The organism is Cupriavidus pauculus, assembly GCF_008801835.1.
GTDB classification, from domain to species: domain Bacteria; phylum Pseudomonadota; class Gammaproteobacteria; order Burkholderiales; family Burkholderiaceae; genus Cupriavidus; species Cupriavidus pauculus.
Window position 1 is genome coordinate 1 of record NZ_VZOW01000002.1, and the last position, 23,937, is coordinate 23,937.

A 23,937-nucleotide genomic window follows, 5' to 3' on the forward strand; every position below is an offset into this window, starting at 1 on the left:
GGCGCGCGGCGGCGTTCGTGCGCGGCGCGCTGCGCGCGGCCTGGCTCGGCCTTGTTGCGCTGCCGCGCCATCCGGCCTGGGGCCGGCTGTGGCGCGCCCTGGTGCGCGTTGTGCTGGCGCTGGCGGCGCTCGCCATCGTCGCCGTCCTGCTGATCCGCTTCGTGCTGTGGCCGCAGGCGCATACCGCGCGTCAATGGCTCGAGCAGCAGGGGTCCGCGGCATTGTCCGCCCATCTCACCATCGGCCAGCTCGACACCTACTGGGACGGCTGGCGCCCAGCGTTCCGCGCGCGCGACGTGCGGGCCGTCGACAGCCAGCAACGCACGCTGCTGTCGGCCGCGTCGCTCGAAGGCAAGCTGTCGTGGCAATCGGTGCCGGCGCTGACGCTGCAATTTGCCAGCCTGACCGCCGACCGCACCGACGTGCTGATCCGCCGCACCCCGGCCGGCAGCCTGATGGTGGCCGGCGTCCCGATCGACGCCACGCGCAAGTCCAACGAGAACGATCCGTTCCTGAACTGGCTGCTGACGCAGGGCCGCATCGAACTGGTCAGCGGCAACCTGCGCTGGCTCGACGAAAAAGCCCGGCTGCCGCAACTCGACGTCGCCGACATCCACTTCAGCGCCGAACGGCATGGCGCGCAGCACGTGCTGCGCCTGGAAGCCCGCAGCGCATCGCTGGCAGCGCAGCCGCTGGTCTTCCAGGCCAATCTGCGCCACGACTACCTCCATGGCGCGGGCAACTGGCAGCACTGGAGCGGACAGGCCAGTTGGGCGTTCAACCAGTTGCAGTTACCGGCCGTGCAGCGCTACCTGGCGATTTTCGACAGCGTTTCCAGCGGGGTATTCAGCACCGACGGCACGGTGGACCTGCGCGGCGGCCGCATCCTGCGCAGCCAGATGCGTCTGCGCGCGTCGGGTGTCGATCTGCAACTGTCCGGCGCGCCCGAGCCTTTGAAGCTGGCCAACGCGCAGGCGTTGCTGCTGCACAAGGGCGATCGCGCCGGCAGCCATTCGCTGACGATCGACACGCTGCTGTGGCAGGCCGAACCGCTGGCCGGGCCGCCGTCGACCGCCGACGCGTCGTGGCGCGAAGGCATGCGCAAGGTGACCATCGACTGGACGCGCGACAATGCCGGCCAGTTGCGCAAGTTCGCGCTGCGCGCGCCAACGTTCGACCTGAACACAGTGCGCGCGCTGGCCGCCTCGATGCCGCTCGATACCGAGGTGCTGCGCCAGTTGCGCGTGCTGCAACCGGCCGGCCATATCGACAACCTCGACGTCGCTTGGTCGCGCGACCGCGCCGGTCTGCTGTCGCGCACCCAGGGCGCGCCGCACTACACGGTGCAGGGCACGCTGCGCAGCGTCTCGGTCAACAGCCAGCCCGCGGTGCCAGCCGTCGGCGCCGACGGCCGCCCGCACAGCGGCACGCCCGGATTCAGCAAGCTGTCCGGCAACTTCAATTTCGACGAGCGCCAGGGCTCCGCGCGCGTGGACAGCGCCGGGGCGACGCTGACGTTCCCCGGTGTGTTCGAGGACCCGCGCGTGCCGTTCGACACGCTGCGCGGCGAAGTCCGCTGGACGCATGAAAACGACAAGCTCGTGATCCGCAGCAACGGCATCCAGTTCGCCAATGCCGACACCGCAGGCACGGTGCGTGGCAGCTGGCGCGCCGGCGGCGACGGGCCCAGCGGCATCGCCGACCTGTCCGGCGAACTCGCCCGCGCGCAGGCCAGCCGCGTGCCTCGCTATCTGCCGCTGACGATGCCCGCCACGCGCCACTATCTGGAAGGGGCGCTGGTGGGCGGCGAAGCCTATGACGTCAAGTTCCTGGTCAAGGGCGACCTGCACCACTTCCCGTTTCATCCGCCGTTTGCCAAGGCAGGCGACTTCCGCGTCGAAGTGCCGGTGCGCAACGTCAGCTACCAGATCGCCCCCTACGAGGCCGGGCCAAACGTGGGCGGCGTGGCGAACGGCCACGGCGGAAATGGCGCCACCGGCAAGGGCGGCACCGCGTGGCCCGACTTCACCGACATCCAGGGCAACCTGCTGTTCGAACGCGGCAGCATGTCGTTCGTTGCCAAACAGGCTGGCGTGCGCGGCATTCCGGGCGTGACGCTGCGCGACGTCAGCGGGCAGATCGACGACATGAGCGATCACGGCCACCTGACCATCGACGGTGCGGCAAGCGGCGCCGTGCAGTCGTTCCTGCGCTACGTCGCCTCCAGTCCGGTCAGGGGCTGGACCGGCAATATCACGGACAACGCGCGCGCGCCGGGCAATGGCAACCTCAAGCTCAAGCTCGACCTGCCGCTCAGTCACGCCGCAGGATCCAAGGTCAATGGCGAATTCCATTTTCCCGGCAACGATGTGACGTTGTTCCCGGAATTGCCGACGCTGCTAGGCGCCTCGGGCGTGGTGGCATTCGACGAACACGGCTTTCAGCTCAACAACGTGCGCGGCCGCTTTATCGGCGGCGAAACGCGCATCGCAGGCGGCACCCAGCCCGATGGCACGACACGCGTCACGATCAACGGCACGGCCACGGCCGCCGGCCTGCGCGAGGTGCTCGGCGCCAGCGGCGCGACCGGCGCCGGCGCCCGGATCGATGGCGCAACGCCCTACAGCGCCGTGGTCGGCGTGCGCGACAAACGTCTGCAGGTGCAACTGGCCTCCGAATTGAACGGACTGGCGCTGAACCTGCCTGCCCCGCTCGGCAAGCCGGCAGCCCAGGACATGCCATTGCGCATCGATCTGCGCCCGTCGGCCAACCGCGCGGGCCTGGATGACCTGAGCGTCCAGCTTGGCAATAGCGCCAGCGCGCGCTATGTCCTGCGTCGCGGCGACGCCACAGAGGTCGTCGCCGGCGGCATCGGCGTGGGCCTGCCCGCACCGCAACCGGCCAACGGCGTCAGCGTGGCGGTGGCGGCCGAGCGGCTCGACCTCGATGCGTGGCGCAGCCTGCTCGATACGCCCCCGGGCGAACGCAAGCCCGCCAGCGAGATCGATCGATCGTCGCCGTTCCTGCCTGAGCGTGCGACCGTGCGCACCAGGACGCTCGACGTGTTCGGGCGCGGCCTCGACGACGTGTCGATCGACGTCCGCCGCGAAAGCGGCGGCTGGAATCTGCAGATGGCGTCGCGCCAGGTGACCGGTTCCGCGCAATGGCGGCGCGATGCGAGCAATCCTTCGGGATCGCTTTCGGTCAGGCTTTCGCATCTCGATCTGCCCGATGCCAGCGACGACAATCGCATGTCGGACGCGATCTCGCAGAGCATCGAGGAAATGCCTGCTCTCGATCTGGCCGTCGACAAGTTTGTGCTGCATGGCCGCGACTTTGGCAAGCTGCAGGTCAGGGCGCATACCAGCCATGCCGAGAACCAGCCGGTATGGACGCTCGACAGCCTGACGATCGAACAGCCGGGCGCCACGCTGACCGGCAATGGCAGCTGGCGTCTGCCGCGCCGCCTCCGCGAGGCCGCCGCCCAGGGCAACGCGGCGCCCACCGAGGGCCGCCGCACGCTGCTCAACTTCAAGCTCGACATCCGCGACGCCGGTAATGTGCTGGACCGCATGGGAATGGCGCACACGCTGCGCGACGGCAAGGGAACGCTCGAAGGGCGCATCCTGTGGCGCGGATCGCCGATGTCGATCGACTACCCGACGCTGTCCGGCCGCCTGAACCTGCATCTCGAGAACGGCCAGATCCTCAGCGTCGACCCGGGCGCCGCGCGTCTGCTGGGCGTGCTGAGCCTGCAGAGCCTGCTGCGCTTTGCCACCCTCGATTTCCGTTCGCTGGCCAGCAAGGGCATCGTGTTCGACGACATCACCGGATCGGGCACGATCGAGAACGGCGTGGGCAAGATCGAGGAGTTCCGTTTCAAGGGCAGCCAGGTGATTGCATCGATGTCCGGATCGGCCGATCTGCTGCATGAAACGCAGGATCTCGATGTGTCGGTGATCCCGCGCATCAATGCCACCACCACCTCGGTTGCGGCGGCGTTCATCAACCCGGTGCTCGGCATCGGCACACTGGCCGCGCAACTGCTGTTCGCCGACGAGTTCTCGAAGGTGTTCACGATGCACTACCGGGTCAGTGGATCGTGGGCCGATCCCAAGATCAGCAAAGTAGAGGAAAATAAGGCGTCTCAGGCGCCGATCCAGGACCGTTCGAGCCTTTATCCACGCTGATCGTCGCTCTTCACAGCGTCACGGCTTGATGGCCTTGCGGCGTCCCCCCGATGCGGCCGGGCCGTCCGATTCGGCCCCATCGATTGAGGAAACCACGATGACTGCCACCCCTGCATTTCGCGTTGCCGCCATCCAGACCGTGACAGGTACATCGCTCGATGACAACCTCGCGCGCGCCGAAGCGCTGATCGAACAGGCCGCGCACGGCGGCGCCGAACTGGTGCTGCTGCCCGAGTACTTCTGCCTGATGGGCCGACACGAATCGGATAAGGTGGCAATCCGGGAACATGACGGCGACGGCCCGGTGCAACGTTTCCTGGCGGACGCCGCGCGGCGTCACCGGATCTGGCTGGTAGGCGGCACGCTGCCGATGTGGTGTGGCGACGACAAGCGCGTCTACAACACGTCGCTGGCCTTCGATCCATATGGCGAGCGCGTGGCGCGCTACGACAAGATCCATCTGTTCGGCTTTACCAAGGGCACCGAAAATTTCGACGAGTCGCGCACGATCCTGGCGGGCAAGGCGCCTGTCGCGTTCGAGGCGCCCTGCGGCCGGGTGGCGATGTCGGTCTGCTACGACCTACGCTTCCCCGAGCTGTATCGCGGCCTGTCCGCCGGAAAAGACGGCCGCGGCGTCAGCTTGATTCTGATGCCGGCAGCCTTCACCTACACGACCGGACAGGCGCACTGGGAGATCCTGTTGCGCGCCCGAGCCATCGAGAATCAATGCTATGTGCTGGCTGCGGCACAAGGCGGATTGCACGAAAATGGCAGGCGCACGTGGGGCCATTCGATGCTGGTCGATCCGTGGGGCGAGTTGATGGGCGTGCTGCCCGAGGGCGAGGGCGTGGTATCGGGCGTCGTCGATCCCGCCCGGCTCGCTGAAGTGCGCCAAAACCTGCCTGCGCTGCGCCATCGCGTGCTGTAGCATTCAGGACATTACCGTTTGCATACCGCTGTGGCCTGACGCCGCGCGGTTTATTGGGACAAGGACAATCATGAACGCCGGAGATCTCGGAATCCGCAACCTGGCCACTGCGCAACAGCTGCTGCTGGCACCGTATGGTCTCGACGAGGCCAAAATCCAGCGTGTACTGGCCGACATCTTCACGCACAAGGTCGACTACGCCGACCTGTACTTCCAGCACACCCGCAACGAGGCCTGGAGCCTCGAGGAAGGCATCGTCAAGTCCGGCAGCTTCAGCATCGACCAGGGCGTCGGCGTGCGCGCCGTGTCGGGCGACCGCACGGCATTTGCCTATTCCGACGACATCAGCCTGCCTGCGCTGTCGCAGGCGGCCGCAGCCACGCGCACCATCGGCAAGAGCGGCAGCGGCCGCGTCAAGGTTGCCGGCGCGATGGCGTCCAGCACCGGCCGCAGCCTGTACGTGCCGAACGATCCGCTCGATTCGATGACGGCCACCGAAAAAGTGGCGCTGCTAGAAAAAATCGAGAAATTGGCGCGCGCCAAGGATCCGCGCGTGGTGCAGGTGATGGCCGGTCTGGCGGGGGAATACGACGTGGTGCTGGTGGCGCGCAGCGACGGCGTCCTGGCCGCCGACGTACGGCCGCTGGTGCGGGTGTCCGTGACCGTGATCGCCGAGCAGAACGGACGCCGCGAAGTGGGTTCGTCCGGCGGCGGCGGCCGCTATGCGTACGACTATTTCAGCGACGACCTGCTGGCGCAGTATGTCGACGAAGCGGTCTCGTCGGCGCTGGTCAATCTCGAGGCGCGCCCCGCCCCGGCCGGCGCGATGACCGTGGTGCTCGGCCCCGGCTGGCCTGGCGTGCTGCTGCACGAAGCGGTGGGCCACGGGCTCGAGGGCGACTTCAATCGCAAGGGATCGTCGGCGTTCGCGGGCCGCATGGGCGAGCGCGTGGCTGCCAAGGGTGTGACCGTGGTGGACGACGGCACCATCGCCAATCGCCGCGGATCGTTGAACCTCGATGACGAGGGCAATCCCACGCAGTGCACCACGCTGATCGAGGACGGCATCCTGCGCGGCTTTATTCAGGACACGCTCAACGCGCGCCTGATGAAGATGCCGGTCACCGGCAACGCGCGCCGCGAAAGCTACGCCGCCCTGCCGATGCCGCGCATGACCAATACGTACATGCTCAATGGCGACCGCGACCCGCAGGAAATCATCGCCAGTGTGAAGCGCGGGCTGTATGCCGTGAACTTCGGCGGCGGCCAGGTGGACATCACGAACGGCAAGTTCGTGTTCTCCGCCAGCGAGGCGTACATGATCGAAGACGGCAAGATCACCTATCCGGTCAAGGGCGCAACGCTGGTCGGCAACGGCCCTGAATCGCTCAAGGACGTGACGATGATCGGCAACGATATGCGGCTCGATTCGGGCGTAGGCGTGTGCGGCAAGGAAGGTCAGAGCGTACCGGTTGGCGTGGGCCAGCCGACGCTGCGCATCGAAAACATGACGGTCGGCGGCACCGCCTGAGGCAGTCCGCCCGGCAAGAAAAACGGCCTGCTTCGTCGCGGTGATCGTCGCGGTGAAGCAGGCCGTTTCTGTTTCTGCGAGCGGGGCGGCTACGGCCGCGCCTCATAGACCAGATTAAAGGGCGTCTGCGCGGTCCGGCGGAACGTGCCGAACCCGCCCTGCTGCGTCACGCCGCGCATGCGCGCTTCGCCTGCCTGCGCGCCAAGACACATCGCACCCTCCTGCGCCCGCGAACCGGGCGTGCAAATAAAGGTCGATGCGGAATAGAACACGCGCCCGACCGGATTGAGGTTGTCCTCCAGATTGTCGTTGGCAAACGGTTCGACGATCATCCAGCTGCCATCGGGCTTGAGCGTTTCGCGCACATGGCGCGCAGCGCCGACCGGATCGCCCATGTCGTGCAGGCAATCGAATACGGTCACCAGATCGTAGTCCGATCCCGGGTAATCCTTTGCGGAAGCCACCTCGAATGTGACGCGATCGCTGACGCCCGCGCGCCGCGCGGCTTCCATGGCATGACGGATCGACGGCTCGTGATAATCGAAACCGCGGAAGGTGGACGCCGGGAACGCCTGCGCCATGATGATCGTCGACGCGCCATGACCGCAGCCCACATCGGCTACCAACGCCCCACTCGTGAGGCGCGCCGCCATGCCTTGCAGCGACGGTATCCATTCGTCGACCAGATGTGCGGCGTAGCCGGGGCGGAAGAACCGCTCGGTGCCATGGAACAGTGCGGGGTCGTGCTCGTGCCAGCCCAGCCCGCGTCCGTTGCGAAAGATGTCGATCATCCTCGGGATCGCGCGGAACTGCGCCACGGCGATCTGGAACGCACCCGGGATAAACGCCGGACTGCCCTCTTGCGCGAGCACGAACGCCTGTTCCTCGGTCAGGAAGAACGTGTCGTGATCGGGATCGTATTCGACGTAGCCGCTGGCGGCCTGCGCCGACAGCCATTCGCGCAGGTACCTCGGATCCGTGTGCGTCTTCTCCGCCAGCAGCTGCGCGGTCATCGGCTTTTCGGCCAGTGCCTTGTACAAACCCAGCTCGTCGCCAACTACGACGGTGGCCGCATGCAACACGGCCCCGATGTCTTGAACGAACTTTTCCATGAATGCGGCAAGCCTTGACTCGTCGACTGGCATGATCGGCACCTCCGCCTGCGGATATTTGTTCGGGGCTCGCGGCCGCGCGGGCCATTTCAATATAGCCGCCGCCGCACGCGCCGATCGCCTCGATGTGCCCTGCATCACGCTTGCCATCGCCACGGAAAAGCGATATAAAGATGCTTCGTTGTCGCGCGTGCGGCATTTTCACCCCGCGGTTTGTCCTGCGGTGACGCAATAAAATGCCTTTTGATCACGCGCCGCAGCATATATTTCACGCATCCGCGTAAAACCGACACAAGCACACTACAGCCGATCCGATTTCCGCCATGTCCGCCAAGTTTTACTTTTACTTCTTTTGGCATCTCACACCGCTGGCGGATCGAGAGGGGCAGCTGTAAGCAACCCGAATGCAAAAGAAACCGCCAGCAAACCTGGCGGTTTTTTTATGTCCGCCACGCCCGCCGCGCGACCCATCCAACAGACCCACGACCTCACAAAGACCCGGAGCCATCATGCTGAAGAACACCGACGACCTGCGCATTCGCGAACTCAAGGAGCTGCTGCCGCCGGCGCACCTGATCCGCGAGTTCGCCTGCTCCGAAGCGGCGTCTGACGTGATCTACGGCGCCCGCCAGGCCATGCACCGGATTCTGCATGGCATGGATGACCGCCTGATTGTCATCATCGGACCCTGCTCGATCCACGACACGCGCGCCGCGCTGGAATACGCCAAGCTGCTCAAGGTGCAGCGCGAACGCTTTGCCGGAGAGCTGGAAGTGGTGATGCGCGTGTATTTCGAAAAGCCGCGTACGACCGTAGGCTGGAAGGGGCTGATCAACGATCCGCATATGGATGGCAGCTTCAAGATCAACGACGGCCTGCGCACCGCGCGCGAACTGCTGCTCAACATCAGCGAAATGGGCGTGCCGACCGGCACCGAATACCTGGACATGATCAGCCCGCAATACATCGCCGATCTTGTCAGCTGGGGCGCTATCGGCGCGCGCACCACGGAATCGCAGGTGCACCGCGAACTGGCGTCGGGACTGTCGTGCCCGGTGGGATTCAAGAACGGGACCGACGGCAACGTGAAGATCGCGGTCGACGCCATCAAGGCCGCGTCGCAGCCGCACCATTTCCTGTCGGTGACCAAGGGCGGCCACTCGGCCATCGTGTCCACATCGGGCAACGAGGACTGCCACATCATCCTGCGCGGCGGCAAGGCGCCGAACTACGACGCCGCCAGCGTGCAGGAAGCCTGCGACGCGATTTCCAAGGCCGGGCTGGCCGCGCGGCTGATGATCGACGCCTCCCACGCCAACAGCAGCAAGAAGCACGAAAACCAGTTGCCGGTCTGCGAGGACATCGGCCGCCAGATTGCCGCCGGCGACCAGCGCATCGTCGGCGTCATGGTGGAATCGCACCTCGTGGCCGGACGCCAGGATCACGTGCAGGGCACGCCCGTGGAAAACCTCACGTATGGCCAGTCGGTAACGGACGCCTGCATCGGCTGGGACGATTCGCTGACGATTCTCGAAACGCTGGCCAATGCGGTCAAGCAACGACGCCTGGTCACGGGCAGCGGTAACTGATCGTCAACGCCGCCCCGCAATGAAAAACGCCGCTCGATGCTTGAGCGGCGTTTTTTTATTGCCATGCGGCCGCCGATGCTGCCGCGCCGGCCTTACTTCTTCAGCACCAGGTCGCCCTTGATCGAACCGATATAGGCGGCGATGTCCTGCAGTTCGCCGCGCGTGAACGGGCGCGGCTTGCCGTCCTTGGTCGTCACGGCCGGGTTGCTGTTGACCTGGCCGGCCATGATCGCATTGGTACGGCCCACGATCGGATTGCCGCTGGTCTGATACGCCAGCAGCGCGTGATACAGGTAGTCCGGGTGCTGGCCAGCCAGCTTGGGATAATCGGGGGAAATCGGCGCGTTGAGGTCCTTGCCATGGCAGGCCACGCAGCCGCCCTTTTCCACCAGCGCCTTGCCCGCGGCGATATCGGCCGCCTGTGCGGAGATTGCCGCGGCGCCCAGCACCATCGCGCCCAGCGCGTACGAAACGACGTTCAGCGTCTTCATGTTCACGAGCCTTGGTTATTTGAGCGAGTTGTTCCGGGTGTCCGACTTCTGCTGCGAGTAATACGCAGCCACGTCGGCGATGTCCTTTTCGGACAGGCTCGCGGCAATCGCATGCATGGTGGGATGCTTGCGATCGCCCTTCTGGTAGCTCTTGAGCGCGTTCTCGATGTACTTGGCGCTCTGGCCGCCAAGCAGGGGAACCTGATAGGTCTCCGGAAACGATGCACGATAACCGGGAATGCCGTGGCAACCGATGCACATTGCGACCTTGTCCTTGGCGGTGTCGACGTTGCCCTTGTCCTGGGCAAGCGCTGCCGTTGCGGCCGCGCCCAACACTACCATCGTGAGGAGCTTTTTCATTGTCGTAGCTGATTGGGAAGTGTTAAACCGCGTGTGACCTGCCCTTGCTGCGACGCCAGACGATTAGGGGAATGGGGATGTGAAGCGGATCGCCGCAAATCTGCGGCAGTCGATGCCGGTCAGACCAGGCGCAGCCGGGCGTTATTGCTGATGTGCCGCGGTGCTCAAACACCATTCTGCAACCATCTTGCGCTATTGCCGCCTCCCGATGATCTGCCATGTCTCTGGTGGCAGAACTGCCGGGCGTGAGGAGGATATTGACTGGGGGCGCGTCAAACCGGCGCATTGTACCGCAGCGTGCACGCGACGGTCCAGCCAGCGGCCTCCGGGTGTGCCCCACTCAACGCGAATACCAATCTGCTTTTATACTGGCCCATTCCGGCCGAATTTCGGTGGTTTTGCCTGCCGACGGCCCACCCGGTTGCTGTTTCCGATTGTCCTTCGACCAGCCTGCCAGGCAGGCCGGTCGCGATCCGCCCAGGTTGCCCATGTCCACCAACGCCAACGCCAATCCGTCCCAGCAGGTGAAGTTCGAAGGAAGCGCCCAGTATGTTGCCACCGACGATCTGAAGCTGGCCGTCAACGCCGCACGCACGCTGCAGCGCCCGCTGCTGATCAAGGGCGAGCCGGGCACCGGCAAGACCATGCTGGCCGAGGAAGTGGCCGCCGCGCTCGGCATGCCGCTGTTGCAATGGCACATCAAGTCGACCACCAAGGCCCAGCAGGGGCTGTACGAATATGACGCCGTATCGCGCCTGCGCGATTCGCAGCTCGGCGATGACCGCGTGCACGACATCCGCAACTACATCGTCAAGGGCGTGCTCTGGCAGGCGTTCGAGGCCGACGAGCCGGTGGTGTTGCTGATCGACGAGATCGACAAGGCCGACATCGAATTCCCCAACGACCTGCTGCGCGAACTCGACCGCATGGAGTTCTACGTCTACGAGACGCGCGAACTGGTCAAGGCGCGGCACCGCCCGCTGGTCATCATCACGTCGAACAACGAGAAGGAACTGCCCGATGCGTTCCTGCGCCGCTGCTTCTTCCACTACATCAAGTTTCCCGATGCCGAAACGATGCAGCGGATCGTCGACGTGCACTATCCGGGCATCAAGCGCGAGCTGGTGTCCGCCGCGCTCGAGGCGTTCTACGAAATGCGCAACCTGCCGGGCCTGAAAAAGAAGCCCAGCACGTCCGAACTGATCGACTGGCTCAAGCTGCTGATGGCCGAGGACATCCCGGCCGAAGCACTGCGCAGCCCGGACCGCAAGGCCGCCATTCCGCCCCTGCACGGTGCGCTGCTCAAGAACGAACAGGACGTGCATCTGTTCGAGCGGCTGGTATTCATGAACCGCGCCAACCGCTAAGCAAAGGTCCGCCCGATGACGAAGTTTGTCCAGCCCGTCACGCTGACCGGCCAGCACGCCACGCTGGCGCCGCTGTCGATGGAACACGCCGCAGGGCTGCGCGAAGCGGCCGCCGACGGCGAATTGCATCGGCTGTGGTACACCAGCGTGCCCTCGCCTGAAGGCGTGGAAGCCGAAATTGCGCGCCGCCTCGCTCTGCAAGAACAGGATTCGATGCAGCCGTTCACGGTGCTCGACGCCGAGGGCCGCGTGGCCGGCATGACCACGTACATGAATATCGATGGCAAGAACCGTCGCGTCGAAATCGGCTCGACGTGGTACGCCCGGCGCGTGCAGCGCACCGCGCTGAACACCGAGTGCAAGCTGATGCTGTTGCGCCACGCTTTCGAGACGCTCGACTGCATCGCCGTGGAATTTCGCACGCACTGGATGAACCATCAAAGCCGCGCGGCGATCGCGCGCCTGGGCGCCAAGCAGGACGGCGTGCTACGCAACCATCAACGCATGCCGGACGGATCGTTCCGCGACACGGTGGTCTTCTCGATCATCGCCAGCGAATGGCCAACCGTGCGCGCGCACCTGCAATTCCAGCTCGACCGACCACGTTGATCGGAGCCCAGCCATGCTGATCGACTTTTTCTTCTCGCTGCGTCACGCCAAGCTGCCGGTATCGGTCAAGGAATACCTGACGATGCTCGAAGCGCTGCGCGCGCAGGTCATCTCTCCGTCGATCGACGAGTTCTATTACTTGTCGCGCATGACGCTGGTGAAGGACGAAAAGCACTTCGACAAGTTCGACCAGACCTTTGCGGCGTACTTCAAGGGCATCGAGAGCCTGGTCGACTGGAAGAGCGATATTCCGCTGGACTGGCTGCAGAAGACGCTCGAACGTGAACTGTCGGCCGAGGAAAAAGCCAAGATCGAGGCCATGGGCGGCCTCGACAAGCTGATGGAGCGCCTCAAGCAACTGCTGGAAGAACAGAAGGAAAAGCACGAAGGCGGCAACAAGTGGATCGGCACTGGCGGCACGTCGCCATTCGGCCACGGCGGCTACAACCCCGAGGGCATCCGGATCGGCGGCCCGTCCAAGGGCAACCGCACCGCGATCAAGGTGTGGGAAACACGCGCGTACAAGGACTACGACGATCAGGTCGAACTGGGCACGCGCAACATCAAGGTGGCGCTGCGTCGTCTGCGCCGGTTTGCGCGCGAGGGCGCGGACACCGAACTGGATCTGGACGACACCATCCACTCGACCGCCGCCAATGCCGGCATGCTGGACATCAAGCTGCGGCCGGAGCGCCACAACAAGGTCAAGGTGCTGATGCTGATGGACGTGGGCGGCTCGATGGACGACCACATCAAGCGCGTGGAAGAACTGTTTTCGGCTACCAAGACTGAGTTCAAGCACCTTGAGTACTACTACTTCCACAACTGCCTGTACGACTATGTGTGGAAGAACAACCGGCGCCGCCACGCGGAAAAGATCGCCACCTGGGACCTGATCCACAAATACACGCCCGACTACAAGGTGATCTTTGTCGGCGATGCGACGATGAGTCCGTATGAGATTCTGCAGCCGGGCGGTTCGGTCGAATACAACAATCCGGAAGCCGGCGCGGTATGGCTGAACCGCATGATCGAGCAGTTTCCGCGCTTCGTCTGGCTCAACCCCGAGCCGGAAGGCCTCTGGCAATACCGTCAGTCGATCACGGTGATCAACCAGATCATGAAGAACCGCATGTATCCGGTGACGCTGGCCGGCCTGGAAGAGGCCATGAAAGTCCTGTCGAAATAGCGTCCGGCGTCGGGCTCAAGCCACCACGTCGACGCCCTCCATGACCCACTTGCGAAAGGTCTGAAGCGCCGGCAAGTGGGCCTTCTGCTCCGGATAGCACAGGTAGTAGCCTTTTTTGGCCAGCACCCGCGCGGCGTGGGCCACGACCAATGCGCCCGTCGCCAGTTCCTCCTCGATCAGGCAGCGCGGGATCAGCGCGATGCCCAGCCCCGACATCGCCGCCTGTGTCAAAAGCGTGAACTGATCGAAGCGCGCGCCGCTCCATGCCTGCCGCGTCGAGACGCCCAACTCGGACAGCCAGTCCGGCCACGCCTCGGGCACCGTAGTGTGGTGCAGCAGCGGATAGCGCAGCAGCGCCGCAGGCGTCTTCGCCACCCCGTCCGGCTCGTGCACCAGCAAGCCCGGACGGCATACCGGCAACACCTCGCGCCCGGTCATGTAGTCGGCCAGGCTGCCGGGCCAGACGCCGTCGCCGAAGCGGATCGCCGCGTCGAGATCGGGCTGGGAGAAATCGTAGCCTTGCGCATGGGGAACGAATTCCAGCGTCACCTCGGGATGCCGGGCAAAGAATTGCGGGAGTCGCGGGATCAGCCATTTCGCGCCCAGCGTGGGCATGCTGGCGATATGAAGAATGCCGCCGCGACCCTGACGCGCGATCAGCTCGACGCTGGCGGCCTCGATCTCGTCGAGGCTGGGGCGCACGCGTTCCAGATAGCGCTCGCCGGCATCGGTCAGCAACAGCCGCTGGCGCACCCGTTCGAACAGTTCCACGCCCAGAAAGGCTTCCAGACTGCGTACCTGCTTGCTGACGGCGCCTTGCGTCACATGCAGTTCGCGCGCCGCTACCGTGAAACTGCTGTGCCGCGCGGCCGCTTCGAAGGCCATCAATTCCGTCATGGACGGACATAGGCGCCGCATAAGTCACCTCTTACTTCAATACCAAATGGAATGATCCAGGGATTTTATTTCGTTTGCAAGTAACTTGCCGGCACGCGCAGAATCGGACACCAAGTGCGACACAAATTGTTGCAGTGCTGCTTCGGGTCATACAGACACCGCCTTTCATCCCCCTTTCAACGGAATTCCTTCGATGCAACGCCGTCCCCTGCTGAAAGTCCTTGCCGCCGCCACCGCCTTTGCTGCAGCCGGCCTGACCTTGCCCGCCTTCGCCCAAGGCTATCCGACCAAGCCGATTACGCTCGTCGTGCCGTTCCCGGCGGGTGGCACCACCGATATCGTGGCCCGCATCGTTGCCGACAAGCTCGGCCAGCAACTCGGTCAGGCCGTGGTGGTGGACAACCGCGGCGGCGCGGGCGGCAGCATCGGCACAGGCTACCTGGCCAAGGCGGCGCCGGACGGCTACACGCTAGGCATCGCCACCGCATCGACGCACGGTATCAATCCGGCCGTCTATCCGCGCCTGCAATACGACGCCACCAAGGATTTCACGACCATCACCAACCTGGCATCCGTGCCCAACGTGATGAGCATCCATCCGGGCGTCAAGGCGACCGACATGAAGTCGTTCATCGCCCTGGCCAAGTCGGAGCCGAACAAGTTGGCCTACGGTTCGGCCGGTAACGGCAGCGTGTCGCACATGATGGGCGAACTGTTCAAGATGAGCAGCAAGACCGAACTGCTGCACGTGCCGTACAAGGGCGTGGGTCCGGCTCTGAACGACGCGCTGGCCGGCCAGGTGCAGATCCTGTTCGACAACCTGCCGTCGTCGCTGCCGTTCATCGAAAGCGGCAAGCTGCGCGCGCTGGCCGTTGCCGCGCCCAAGCGCGTGGCGGCCCTGCCGAACGTGCCGACCTTCGCCGAACTGGGCCTGCCCGAGGTCAATGACGCCGCCTGGTTTGGCCTCATCGCGCCGGCCAAGCTGCCGGCCGACATCCAGGCCAAGCTGAATGCCGCCGCCATCAAGGTGCTGGCCCTGCCAGAGGTGAAGGCCAAGCTCGAAAAGCTCGGCGCCACGCCGGTCGGCGACACGCCGCAGCATTTCGCGCAACAGATCGCCAGCGAAGTGGCCAAGAACAAGAAGGTGGCCGCGGCCGCCAAGATCTCCCTGGACTAACCGGCTGTCACGCATGACCGAAGCAGAACGAAAGACCGCGGAAAGCCCGTACTTCCTGCAAATGCCGGAAGGCGCGTGCGGCCCGCTCTTTCTCGATTCCCCGCATAGCTGCACCACGTATCCGGCCGATTTCCGCTTTGCCGCCGGCCTGCCGCTGCCGCTGCTGCGTCAGGCCGAGGACACCTTCGTGGATCAGCTCTACGCCGACGCGCCCGCGCGCGGCGTGCCGCTGCTCTGCGCCGGCTTTCCGCGCAGCTATCTCGACGCCAACCGCGGCCTTGAGGAAATCGACGAGGCGTTGCTCGATGCGCCCTGGCCCGGCGTCAAGACGGAAACGTCGAAGACCCGGCTGGGCAAGGGTCTGGTCTGGCGCGTCCTGGACACGGGCGAGGCGATCTATGACCGCAAGCTCACCGTGCCCGAATTGCAGGCGCGCATCGATCACTACTACCTGCCCTACTACGCCCAGTTGCAGCGCCTGTCGGATCAGGCCGTGGCGCGCCATGGCCGCGTGTTCCACATCAACTGCCACTCGATGCCGAGCGAGGCCGCGAGGTTCGCGACCGAGCACCCGGGCCTGCAGCATCCCGACTTTGTCGTCGGCGACCGCGACGGCACCACCTGCGATACACGTTTCACCGATCGCGTGGAAGCCGTGCTGAAGGAGATGGGCTACGACGTGTGGCGCAACCATCCGTACAAGGGCGTTGAAATTGTGCGCGTGGTGGGTCAACCGCAAGCCAATCGTCACAGCCTGCAGCTTGAGGTCAATCGCAAGCTGTATATGGACGAAGTTGGTCTGACGCAAAGCGCGGGCTTCGACAAGCTCAAGCGCGATCTCAACGCGCTGATCGACGATCTGCTGCGCTTCGCCAGCACTTTCTGATCGGCGCGCCGCGCCACCGGGGTCGCGCGCGCCACCATGGTGCGCAGGCGACGCCGGCCTCGCCGAGACACGTGCAATGCGTGTCTCGGGGTTCGCCTGAGTTGCGAACGCTGGGAATCTTCTGGTATGACAAGCCGTAAATTCGACGGCGATCACGGCAAGTTGTAAGCAGTTCCAATGAAGGGTAACAAGATTTCGGAACTTCGCCCGCGGCGTTTCCTCTATCATGGCAATCCTTCACAACCCCTCCTTGCTTCGCCAAGCAAAGACGATCCCGTGATTCGACGAATTTCCGAACTGTTCGGCAGCCAGCTTCGCATGCTGACTGCCGCAGTGGCAGGCGCTATTGCGTTGGCCGGCTGCGCTGTCGCGCCGACCGACGAGAGCGCCTCCACCACTGGTGCCACCACCGCCGCGCCCGTTGCCGGCACTGCAATTCCGGCCGCCGCGGCCAATACCGCGCCCACCGTAAAACCCCCGCCGGTCATCAACAAGACACCGCCTCCGACGACCACCGTCACGCTGCCCGACAAGGGCCGCGTCAGCCTGGCTGAATATCGCACCCAGATGCGCGAGCAGTTGATGAAATCGGAGAATGCATCGGCCGATGTGGCCGATTGCGCCGCGCATGCAAGCTGGGTGGTGCCGCGCTCGGCCACCTACGACGCACTGAAGATTCCCACCGGCGCGCTCGCCGCCGGGCAAGCTTCGGTGGAACCATGGGAAGGCCGCTTTTCAGCCGGCAAACAGGCCGTGCCGGTCAGTTCAGTCGTGACGTTCAACGCCACCGCGCACAAGCGCCGCGGCGAGGCTCAGTGGCAGCCTGTGAAAGTGCGCTGCGGCTATAACGACGGCATGATGCTGGCCTACGAGCTGCTCGACAGTAACGGCGACACAATCGTCGAACCGGCCGCAGCGCCGGCGGTGGCCACGCCGACCCATTCGAAGAAGAAAACCAAGGGCGCGAAATCGTCGTCGGCCAAATCGACCCAGTCGAGCAAGAGCTCGGCGACGAAATCCACCTCGTCGAAAAGCACCTCGACTTCGAAGACCAAGAAGAAGCAGTAAGGCCGGGGCATCCAGCGGCGCATTGCGCGGGGACGCCCCAGCGCAATGCGTGGTGCCGCGCCGGCTTACCGGAACGCGGCGGCTCCGTGCTGTCGCCGCGTTCCGCAGCCTTCTGTCGCTGCCTTCTGTCGCTGCTTTCGTCGCCGCGTTCGACGCTCTCTTCGCCGAACCTTTCGTGCGCGCAGCGCGCTCGATCAGTCCAGATATTCCAGGATCGCCTGCAGCATTGCCGTGCCGAGTAGCGCGCTCTTTGCGCCGTTCCATCCGACCGTGGGATCGGGCAAGTCGGCGTTGTCCTTGAACGGCATTTCCAGCGTCAGCGCCAGACACCCGAAGGTATGGCCGATGTACTTGGAGGCGAGCTTGAGCGCATCGGCGTTGTACTTGCTGGCCGCGTAGCCGTGCACGTCCTGGAAATCGGGCGTGGCGCGCTTGAATGCTTCGATAAAGCGCGTCTGCTGGGCGCGCTGGGTTTCCGTAAAGCCCGGCAGCATTTCGCTGCCCGCCACGAAGTTGTACGGCAGCGCCTCGTCGCCATGGATATCGAAGAACAGATCGACACCGGTCTGCTCGATCGCGCGGCGCACGTGGTACACCTCCGGGCTCGTCTCCAGGCTCGGCTGCATCCATTCGCGATTCAGGTTGGCGCCGGCCGCATTGGTGCGCAGGTTGCCGCGCGCCGAGCCATCGGGATTCATGTTCGGCACGATATGGAACACCGCGCGGTCCAGCAGCTTGCGCGCCACCGGGTCGCCATTCCACATGCCCGTGCGGGTCAGGCGCTGCAGCACGCCTTCGCAGAACCACTCGGCCATGCTTTCGCCCGGATGCTGGCGCGCAATCATCCAGACGGTTTTCTTGCCCGGGCCCGGCTGGCCCACCGTGACACATGTGAGGTCACGACCATCGACGGTGCGGCCCAGATGCGACAACCTCGCCAGCGGCGATCGCTGGCATGACGCCAGCAGCGACAGATGCCGCTCTTCGGGATACGGCTCGAAATAGGCAAACCAGATGCTGTCGTGTTCGGGCGTGACATCGGCGGTCATCGTCGCGCCGTCGTACTGCGTGGGCACGCGAAACCAGTGGGCGCGGTCGTACGATGCCACCACGCGATAATCGCGCCAGCCGTCGGGATAGGTGCACTCGCCGGCGTTCAGGAACTTGAGCTTGCACGCCTGTCCCGCCGCGCCCTGCAGGCGGAAGTGAAACCATTGCCGGAAGTCGGCATGGGAATCGGCGCGCACCCGCAGCCGGATATCGTCAGCACGCTCGAGCGATTCGACCTCGATGGCGCCCGAATCGAAGAGCGTGGAAACATGCAGTGCCGAGGTCGTCGGAGTCATGGCATTGGTCCTTGTCGTTTTCAGTCTTCCAGGCGGCGGCGAAACACCCAGCGCGAGGCATCCGAGGCGTCCTTGTCAAACGCATAGCCGTCCGCGTTGAAGCGCTTGAGTTTTGCCGGATCGGTCACGCGATGCGTCACCGCATAGCGGGCCATCGTACCGCGCGCCCGCTTGGCATGAAACGAAATGATCTTGTAGCGGCCGCCCTTCCAGTCCTCGAACACGGGCGTGATCACGCGCGCATCGAGCACTTTTGGACGTACCACCTTGAAATACTCCTCGGACGCCAGATTCACCAGGGTCGGCTGGCCTTCGTGCTTCAGTTCGGCCATGTCCTTGTTGATGAGCTTCGTGACGTCGTCGCCCCAGAACGCATAGAGGTCCTTGCCCGCGGCGGTATCGAGCCGCGTGCCCATTTCCAGGCGATACGGCTGCATCCAGTCCATCGGCCGCAGCACGCCATAGAGACCGGAAAGAATGCGGATGTGCTTCTGAGCGAATGCCAGGTCGTCCGTGCTCAGTGTTTTGGCATCGAGCCCGTCGTAGACATCGCCATTGAAGGCCAGCACCGCCTGCTTGCTGTTGGCCGATGTGAATGTGGCCGACCAGTCGGCGTAGCGCGTGACGTTGAGCACGGCCAGCTTGTCGGAGATATCCATCAGCGCGCCCACATCCTGCGGCGCCAGCTTGCGCAGGCGGTCGATCAGCGTGGCGGAACGGTCGATAAAGCGCGGCAGCGTATGGGTCTTGACGCGCGGCGGTGTCTCGTAGTCCAGGGACTTGGCGGGGGACAGGACGATGAGCATGGCAAAATCGCGGACGGAAACAAAGTCGAGATTGTAGCGAATGCCCACCGAGCCCACCGGCACCCCGATCAGCCCCCCTGCCGCCGCATCCATCGGCGCCCTGCCCGTCACATCGATCCCGCGCGTCGTGCTGGATTCCAATATCTGGGTGGACCTGCTGGTCTTCCGCGATCCGCACGTCGAACCGATCCGCGCCGCGTTGGCCGCAGGCGCCATCGCGCCGGTGATACGCGCCGATTGCCGCGAGGAATTGCGCCGCGTGCTGGCCTATCCGCAGTTCGCGCGATTTGCCGTCGATATCGATACCGCGCTGGCCGAAGTGGATCGCCTCACCACGCTGGAGCCGCTGCCTGGTGCCGCCGAGGCCGACGCCATCCGCCTGCCGAAGTGCCGCGACACGGACGACCAGAAGTTCATCGAACTGGCGCATTTCGCGCGCGCCGCGCTGCTGGTGTCGAAGGACAAGGCGGTGCTGAAGCTGCGCAGCCGCCTGCGCCGCGCCAGCGGCGTGGAGGTGCTGCCGCCGCTGGCCTTTGCCCGATGGCTGGCGGACTGGACGCCCCCGCCCGCCAGCGCCGCCGATCCCCGCTAGAATGTCGCACTGGTCTCTTTGCCCGGCTATTCCCGTTCCCGCCCCACCATGTCCGAATCGACCCTTGCCCCGCTGAATCCACCGCTGTCGCGCCTGCCCAAGGTGGGCACCACGATTTTCACCGTGATGTCGGCGCTGGCCGCCGAAAAGAACGCCGTGAACCTGGGCCAGGGATTTCCGGATTTCGACTGCGATCCGCGCATTGTCGACGCCGTGGCCGACGCCATGCGCGCAGGCCACAACCAGTACCCGCCGATGGCGGGCGTGCCGGTGCTGCGGCAGGCCATCGCCGCCAAGATTGCCGCGCTCTACGGCCACCAGTACGACTGGAATACCGAGATCACCGTCACGGCGGGCGCCACGCAGGCGCTGCTGACCGCGATCCTGTGCGCCGTGCATCCCGGCGACGAAGTGATCGTGCTGGAGCCCTGCTACGACAGCTACCTGCCCGCGATCGAGCTGGCGGGCGCCACGGCCGTACCGGTGCGGCTGGAAGCACCGCTGTTCCGGATTCCGTTCGACAAGCTGGCCGCCGCGATCACGCCGAAGACGCGCATGATCATGATTAACACGCCGCACAATCCCACCGGCACGATCTGGCGCGAAGACGACATGCGGCAGTTGGCCGATTTGCTGGCCGGCACCGATATCCTCGTGTTGTCCGATGAAGTCTACGAACACATGGTGTACGACGGCCAGCGGCACGAATCGGTGTCGCGCCATCCCGAACTCGCGCGCCGCAGCTTCGTCGTGTCGAGCTTCGGCAAGACTTATCACGTAACCGGCTGGAAGGTCGGCTATGTGACCGCGCCGGCCGCGCTGATGAACGAATTCCGCAAGGTGCACCAGTTCAACGTCTTCACCGTCAATACGCCGGTGCAATACGGCCTGGCCCAATACATGACGGATCCGGCGCCGTACCTGAACCTGCCGGCGTTCTATCAGGCCAAGCGCGACTTTTTCCGCGCGGGACTGGCCAATACGCGCTTCCGCCTGTTGCCTTCCGATGGCACGTACTTCCAATGCGTCGACTATTCGGCCATCTCGGACATGAGCGAAGCGGACTTTTCGATGTGGCTGACGCGCGAGATCGGCGTGGCCGCGATTCCGGTGTCCGCGTTCTACTCCGAACCGCGGGAATCGGGCGTGGTGCGCTTCTGCTTCGCCAAGAAGGAAGAGACGCTGCAATTGGCGCTCGACCGGCTGGCCAAACTGTAAGCGACGCCGGCGCGGCACGAGGCGCAGGCTATAAGCTGCACGCATTCCCGCCATGAAGAAAAGCCCCGCAGGCTTCCCGCCGCGGGGCTTTTTGCTTATGGTCTGCCGGTTGTGGCTGCCGGTTGTGGCGTCACTTGTTACGGCTGAGCATCAATTCCGTGTTCGCCTTGCGCTCGGCATTGAGCTTCTGCACCGTCGGCCGCTCGGACATCGCCTTCAGGTAGTCCTTGACCGGCAGGCTTGCCAGCAGATCTTCACCGTAGATGATTTTTGTGCACGACGATATCAGCGGCAAATGGCACACCGCGGCGCAGTCGGCCAGCGTGAACGCATCGCCGGCGAGGTACGGAGAAAACTTCGCAAGCTTGCCGAACGCCGGGACGTACTTCTCCAGCGGGTTGCGCTGGCGCTCCTTGACCTTGTCGCTGACCTTGCCGCCGAAGAACGCCTCGGGATACAGCTCGCGCGCGGTCAATTCCAGATACAGCTCGAGGAACGTGATGAGTTCGCGCACCTTGGCTGCCTGGAACGGATCCGCCGGCAGCAGCGGCGACTGGCGATAAGTGGTCTCGATGTACTCGACGATCGGTTCGGACTCGCACAACGGGCCGGCATCGGTGATGATGTAGGGAACCTTGCCCAGCGGCGACGCCGAGCGATCGGTTTCGCCCAGCCAGGCCAGCACTTCCTCGAACGGCAAGTTCTTTTCCAGCAGCGCCAGCTTCACCTTGTTGTAGTAGTTGCTGGCGGAAAATCCGCAAAGCTTCAACATGTCGTCTCTCTCCGTGATGATGTGCGAATGATTATGTGAATGGTGATGTCGATGGTCGTGTGAGCAGTCGGTGATCGGTTGGTGTCGACCCCGGACCGCACCATCGTCCTCTGCCCTGCATTGCCTGGCCGATCAGCGCACGCCGCATGCATGGCGCATCTGTCGCGAAAGCTGCAGAAAACGTACGATCGTGCTAATTTAGCCACAACTTTTTTGGACCAACAATGAGCAATTCCACCATCCAGACGCTTGGCATCGTTGGCACGGGCGCCATGGGCCGCGGCATCGCGCAGATCGCCGCGCAGGCAGGCCTGACTGTCAATCTGTACGACACCAACGCGCAAGCCGTGGCCGCCGCGCGCCAGTACCTGCAGGATACCTTCGCCAAGCTGGCCGACAAGGGCAAGATCAGCGCCGCCGACAGCGAAGCGGCGCTGGCCCGCGTCAAGGCATGCAACGCGCTGCAAGACCTGGCCGCCTGCGACATGGTGGTGGAAGCGATTGTCGAAAAGCTGGAAGTCAAGCGCGATCTGGTCGCCAAGCTCGAAGGAATTCTGCGCGAAGATGCGGTGATCGCGTCGAATACGTCGTCGCTGTCGATCACCGCCATCGCGGTGGGCGCGAAAAAGCCGGGGCGCATCGTCGGTTATCACTTCTTCAACCCGGTGCCGCTGATGAAGGTCGTTGAAGTGATCGACGGCCTGTCCGGCGATCCGGCCATCGGCGACCAGTTGATGGCGCTGTCGCGCCGCATGGGCCATACGCCGGTGCGCTGCAAGGACATGCCCGGTTTCATCGTCAACCATGCCGGCCGCGGCATGAACATCGAAGGCCTGAAGGCAGCACAGGAAGGCGTGGCCGAGTTTGTCGACATCGACAACATCATGCGCGAGCAGGCCGGCTTCCGCATGGGCCCGTTCGAACTGATGGACCTGACCGGGCTCGATGTGTCGCATCCGGTGATGGAATCGATTTACAACCAGTTCTATCAGGAAGCGCGCTATCGACCTTCGCCGATTACGCAACTGCGCTACACCGGCGGCCTGCTTGGCCGCAAGACCGGCGCAGGCTTCTACACCTATCCCGACGGCCAGAAGCAAGTGCCGGCCGCCCGCGCCGTGCCCGATGCGCGCCCCGCCAACGTATGGGTGAGCCGCGCCAACGAACGCGGCCATGCGATGACCGTTAAGCTGCTGACCGCACTGGGCGTCACGCCCGAAGCGGGCAATCAGCCGTCGGCCGATGCACTGATCGTGGTCACGCCGCTGGGCCTGGACGCCACCACCGCTGCGCTCGAAGAAGGCCTCGACGCGACGCGCGTGGTTGCCATCGATACGCTGCTGCCATTCGAGGCCACCAAGCGCCGCACGCTGATGACCACCCCGGCCACCAGCGCCGCCGCACGCGACGCCGCGCACGGCCTGTTTGCCAGCGATGGCGTGCCGGTCACGCTGATCCGCGATTCGGCCGGCTTCATCGCCCAGCGCATCATCGGCTGCATCGTCAACATTGCCAGCGACATCGCACAGCAACGCATCGCCACACCGACCGACATCGACCTCGCCGTGAACCTGGGCCTCGGCTATCCGAAGGGACCGCTGGCGCTGGGCGACACGATTGGCGCCGCGGTGATCCTGGAAGTACTGCGCAACATGAATCGCCTGACCGGCGACATGCGCTACCGCGCAAGCCCGTGGCTGTGGCGCCGCGCGGGTCTTGGCCTGTCGCTGCTGACCGAAGAAGCCTGATCGAAAGAGGCGCCCCGCCGAGACACGGGGCGCCGTTTGTTTTTCTAGCCCCCAGATAACG

General features: G+C 64.6%; 20 protein-coding genes. 13 read left to right on the forward strand and 7 right to left on the reverse strand.

Translation table 11 applies throughout. The features are described from left to right. From F7R19_RS02670 to tldD, 3 genes are all read left to right on the forward strand, one after another. Positions 1 to 4,190: YhdP family protein (locus F7R19_RS02670; RefSeq protein ID WP_322790253.1), on the forward strand; the 4,190-nt coding region annotated here is incomplete at its 5' end. A 97-nt stretch (positions 4,191 to 4,287) separates the two neighbouring features. After that, positions 4,288 to 5,118 (forward strand): carbon-nitrogen hydrolase family protein, encoded by an 831-nt coding sequence (locus F7R19_RS02675; RefSeq protein ID WP_150979300.1) that lies wholly within the window; start codon positions 4,288 to 4,290, stop codon positions 5,116 to 5,118. Between the two features lie 70 nt (positions 5,119 to 5,188). Further along, a complete protein-coding gene (tldD, locus tag F7R19_RS02680) occupies positions 5,189 to 6,649 on the forward strand; it encodes a metalloprotease TldD (RefSeq protein WP_061959068.1) in 1,461 nt (486 codons plus the stop codon). Between the two features lie 89 nt (positions 6,650 to 6,738). Here the strand turns inward: tldD and F7R19_RS02685 are convergent, their stop codons facing one another. Continuing rightward, positions 6,739 to 7,794: a class I SAM-dependent methyltransferase gene (locus tag F7R19_RS02685; RefSeq protein WP_150979301.1), complete on the reverse strand. Its 1,056-nt coding sequence runs from the start codon at positions 7,792 to 7,794 to the stop codon at positions 6,739 to 6,741. Positions 7,795 to 8,270: 476 nt separating this feature from the next. Between F7R19_RS02685 and aroG the strand changes: the two genes are divergently transcribed. Next, positions 8,271 to 9,350 carry a 3-deoxy-7-phosphoheptulonate synthase AroG gene (gene aroG / locus F7R19_RS02690; RefSeq protein ID WP_061959071.1) on the forward strand — a complete coding sequence of 360 codons (1,080 nt, stop codon included), beginning with the start codon at positions 8,271 to 8,273 and terminating at the stop codon, positions 9,348 to 9,350. 92 nt (positions 9,351 to 9,442) lie between these two features. Here the strand turns inward: aroG and F7R19_RS02695 are convergent, their stop codons facing one another. Beyond that, positions 9,443 to 9,841 carry a c-type cytochrome gene (locus F7R19_RS02695; RefSeq protein WP_061959072.1) on the reverse strand — a complete coding sequence of 133 codons (399 nt, stop codon included), beginning with the start codon at positions 9,839 to 9,841 and terminating at the stop codon, positions 9,443 to 9,445. A gap of 15 nt (positions 9,842 to 9,856) precedes the next feature. Continuing rightward, entirely contained in the window at positions 9,857 to 10,201 is a 345-nt protein-coding gene (locus F7R19_RS02700; protein ID WP_061959073.1) for a c-type cytochrome, read from the reverse strand. A gap of 488 nt (positions 10,202 to 10,689) precedes the next feature. Here F7R19_RS02700 and F7R19_RS02705 point away from each other — a divergent pair, with 488 nt between their 5' ends. Genes F7R19_RS02705 through F7R19_RS02715 form a run of 3 tightly spaced genes read left to right on the forward strand, consistent with a single transcriptional unit; the run spans position 10,690 to position 13,366 of the window. Beyond that, positions 10,690 to 11,568, forward strand: coding sequence for an AAA family ATPase (locus F7R19_RS02705; RefSeq protein WP_061959074.1), 879 nt, complete (start codon positions 10,690 to 10,692; stop codon positions 11,566 to 11,568). A gap of 15 nt (positions 11,569 to 11,583) precedes the next feature. Then, positions 11,584 to 12,177, forward strand: a complete 594-nt coding sequence (locus F7R19_RS02710; protein WP_150979302.1) for a GNAT family N-acetyltransferase — start codon at positions 11,584 to 11,586, stop codon at positions 12,175 to 12,177. A 13-nt stretch (positions 12,178 to 12,190) separates the two neighbouring features. Continuing rightward, on the forward strand, positions 12,191 to 13,366 hold the full coding sequence (locus F7R19_RS02715) for a vWA domain-containing protein (RefSeq protein ID WP_150979303.1): 1,176 nt from the start codon (positions 12,191 to 12,193) through the stop codon (positions 13,364 to 13,366). Between the two features lie 15 nt (positions 13,367 to 13,381). Here the strand turns inward: F7R19_RS02715 and F7R19_RS02720 are convergent, their stop codons facing one another. Beyond that, entirely contained in the window at positions 13,382 to 14,284 is a 903-nt protein-coding gene (locus F7R19_RS02720) for a LysR substrate-binding domain-containing protein (protein ID WP_061959077.1), read from the reverse strand. A gap of 172 nt (positions 14,285 to 14,456) precedes the next feature. Here F7R19_RS02720 and F7R19_RS02725 point away from each other — a divergent pair, with 172 nt between their 5' ends. From F7R19_RS02725 to F7R19_RS02735, 3 genes are all read left to right on the forward strand, one after another. Next, positions 14,457 to 15,440 (forward strand): tripartite tricarboxylate transporter substrate binding protein BugE, encoded by a 984-nt coding sequence (locus tag F7R19_RS02725; protein WP_061959078.1) that lies wholly within the window; start codon positions 14,457 to 14,459, stop codon positions 15,438 to 15,440. A 13-nt stretch (positions 15,441 to 15,453) separates the two neighbouring features. After that, positions 15,454 to 16,326, forward strand: a complete 873-nt coding sequence (locus tag F7R19_RS02730; protein ID WP_061959079.1) for an N-formylglutamate amidohydrolase — start codon at positions 15,454 to 15,456, stop codon at positions 16,324 to 16,326. 276 nt (positions 16,327 to 16,602) lie between these two features. Next, positions 16,603 to 17,394 carry a BspC domain-containing protein gene (locus F7R19_RS02735; RefSeq protein ID WP_368013923.1) on the forward strand — a complete coding sequence of 264 codons (792 nt, stop codon included), beginning with the start codon at positions 16,603 to 16,605 and terminating at the stop codon, positions 17,392 to 17,394. Between the two features lie 194 nt (positions 17,395 to 17,588). On the opposite strand, the gene F7R19_RS02740 is transcribed toward F7R19_RS02735, so the two are convergent. Together F7R19_RS02740 and yaaA are read right to left on the reverse strand one after the other, a co-directional pair. Then, a complete protein-coding gene (locus tag F7R19_RS02740) occupies positions 17,589 to 18,740 on the reverse strand; it encodes a M14 family metallopeptidase (protein ID WP_150979304.1) in 1,152 nt (383 codons plus the stop codon). Positions 18,741 to 18,760: 20 nt separating this feature from the next. Continuing rightward, positions 18,761 to 19,546 carry a peroxide stress protein YaaA gene (yaaA, locus tag F7R19_RS02745; RefSeq protein WP_150979305.1) on the reverse strand — a complete coding sequence of 262 codons (786 nt, stop codon included), beginning with the start codon at positions 19,544 to 19,546 and terminating at the stop codon, positions 18,761 to 18,763. A gap of 40 nt (positions 19,547 to 19,586) precedes the next feature. Between yaaA and F7R19_RS02750 the strand changes: the two genes are divergently transcribed. Beyond that, complete coding sequence (locus F7R19_RS02750; protein WP_084004177.1) at positions 19,587 to 20,138, forward strand: putative toxin-antitoxin system toxin component, PIN family; 552 nt, start codon at positions 19,587 to 19,589, stop codon at positions 20,136 to 20,138. A 48-nt stretch (positions 20,139 to 20,186) separates the two neighbouring features. Beyond that, a complete protein-coding gene (locus F7R19_RS02755) occupies positions 20,187 to 21,356 on the forward strand; it encodes a pyridoxal phosphate-dependent aminotransferase (RefSeq protein WP_150979306.1) in 1,170 nt (389 codons plus the stop codon). 130 nt (positions 21,357 to 21,486) lie between these two features. On the opposite strand, the gene F7R19_RS02760 is transcribed toward F7R19_RS02755, so the two are convergent. Then, the gene (locus F7R19_RS02760; protein ID WP_150979307.1) at positions 21,487 to 22,128 is read right to left on the reverse strand and encodes a glutathione S-transferase; all 642 of its coding nucleotides are present in this window, start codon (positions 22,126 to 22,128) and stop codon (positions 21,487 to 21,489) included. Between the two features lie 224 nt (positions 22,129 to 22,352). Between F7R19_RS02760 and F7R19_RS02765 the strand changes: the two genes are divergently transcribed. Continuing rightward, the gene (locus tag F7R19_RS02765) at positions 22,353 to 23,876 is read left to right on the forward strand and encodes a 3-hydroxyacyl-CoA dehydrogenase (RefSeq protein ID WP_150979308.1); all 1,524 of its coding nucleotides are present in this window, start codon (positions 22,353 to 22,355) and stop codon (positions 23,874 to 23,876) included. The last annotated feature ends 61 nt before the right edge of the window (positions 23,877 to 23,937 follow it).